Source organism: Lactiplantibacillus sp. C232, from assembly GCF_023806725.1.
GTDB lineage: Bacteria > Bacillota > Bacilli > Lactobacillales > Lactobacillaceae > Lactiplantibacillus > Lactiplantibacillus plantarum.
The window spans coordinates 1-1251 of the sequence record NZ_JAMSKZ010000042.1; the positions used below are offsets into that span (position 1 = coordinate 1).

The window sequence follows — 1251 nt, forward strand, 5'->3', positions numbered from 1 at the left end:
TCATGCGCTCACCTCCGTTTGCAATCCTTGTCTAGCTTGCTCTAGATCAATAAAATACTCGGCTGGCTTACCCCAACATTGGGTCAAATCAAAATTTAAGCCATCCCGCTGATATTCAATAATTAAAACCTCGAGTGCAAATAGCTTGTACTCATGAGCGCACACTTCATCTTGCGCGCTACCGCCAGCCTTTAGATGTCTCTTCATGCGCTGCTTAGTCCAATGCAGTGCCGACGATTCATAGGCATGGTTAGCGGCTAACTTGACTAGTTGGTTACCCCAATTCATTTAGCTTCCTCCTGACTGTTCATGAACGCTAGGAATGCCTCGTCGCTCATATCGTCCTTCTCGTTATCGCTTGAGTTTGACTTAGAATCCGCCTGAGAAGCACCGCTTTGCATCCACTTTGGCGTAACTTCTTTACGGCGTGGTTTTGAATAGCCACTAGGTTTTCTTTCGCTCTTCATGCGGTCGTCATGATTAGCAGCAGCCTTTTTAGCCTGCTCTAACGTCGTAATATTTCGTTTCTTCCAACCCGCAACAATTGCACGAACGTATTTCAAACATGCATTAGATCCAATCTGATGTTCTCCAGCAACCCAAATTGCATAGGCAATCACCTCAGGCTTGAACTCTTCCAGCCATTCATCAATCTCAGGTCGGGCAATACCATTTGGAAATCCCCACAGGTTGGTCCAATCGTTAATGACCTGCTCGCGCGTGACACCCGCGTCATCATCATAAGAGTCAGTATCAGTCAAGTCAGGGTCAGTACTAGTAAGTTCTTTATGTTCTACTGGTTGACCTCCACCTTGCCCAACCGGTTGACCTACTTTATCTAAACCAGTTGGCCTACTTTTATGGCTTGTAGTTGGGTTACTGGTTGGGTAACCAGCTGACCTACTATATAAATTAATAATGCGATATTCAGGCGGTTTCACATTTTTCTTGCCTCTAACGTATTTAATTAGTCCTAGTTGCACTAATGAGTTGCGTGCTTTATCGAGGCCGGGTTCGGATAGTCCTGTCAGACTGAGTAATGCCGAATTTTTCATGCGAAACTGAACGTCCAACTTGCCTTCATCGTTCGCATAGTCTAATAACTCGCGATACAGATTATTTTGGCCGTTAGAGACACTCGCTTCATACATTTTAAAATTGCGGTACGCTCGTCGTTGCTTGAAGTAATCCAAATTCGTCCCTCCTTTACTAATGGGCCTTTCACCCGTTCGGTGGATTCAGTCACTGCTG

General features: G+C 45.2%; 2 protein-coding genes. Both read right to left on the bottom strand.

The window, feature by feature from the left end; genetic code table 11:
- Complete coding sequence (locus MZO41_RS16500; RefSeq protein WP_013355745.1) at nucleotides 1–288, bottom strand: hypothetical protein; 288 nt, start codon at nucleotides 286–288, stop codon at nucleotides 1–3.
- On the bottom strand, nucleotides 285–1193 hold the full coding sequence (locus MZO41_RS16505) for a DnaD domain protein (protein ID WP_058906844.1): 909 nt from the start codon (nucleotides 1191–1193) through the stop codon (nucleotides 285–287). Before MZO41_RS16505 ends, MZO41_RS16500 begins: the two co-directional genes overlap by 4 nt.
- Nucleotides 1194–1251: the final 58 nt, after the last annotated feature.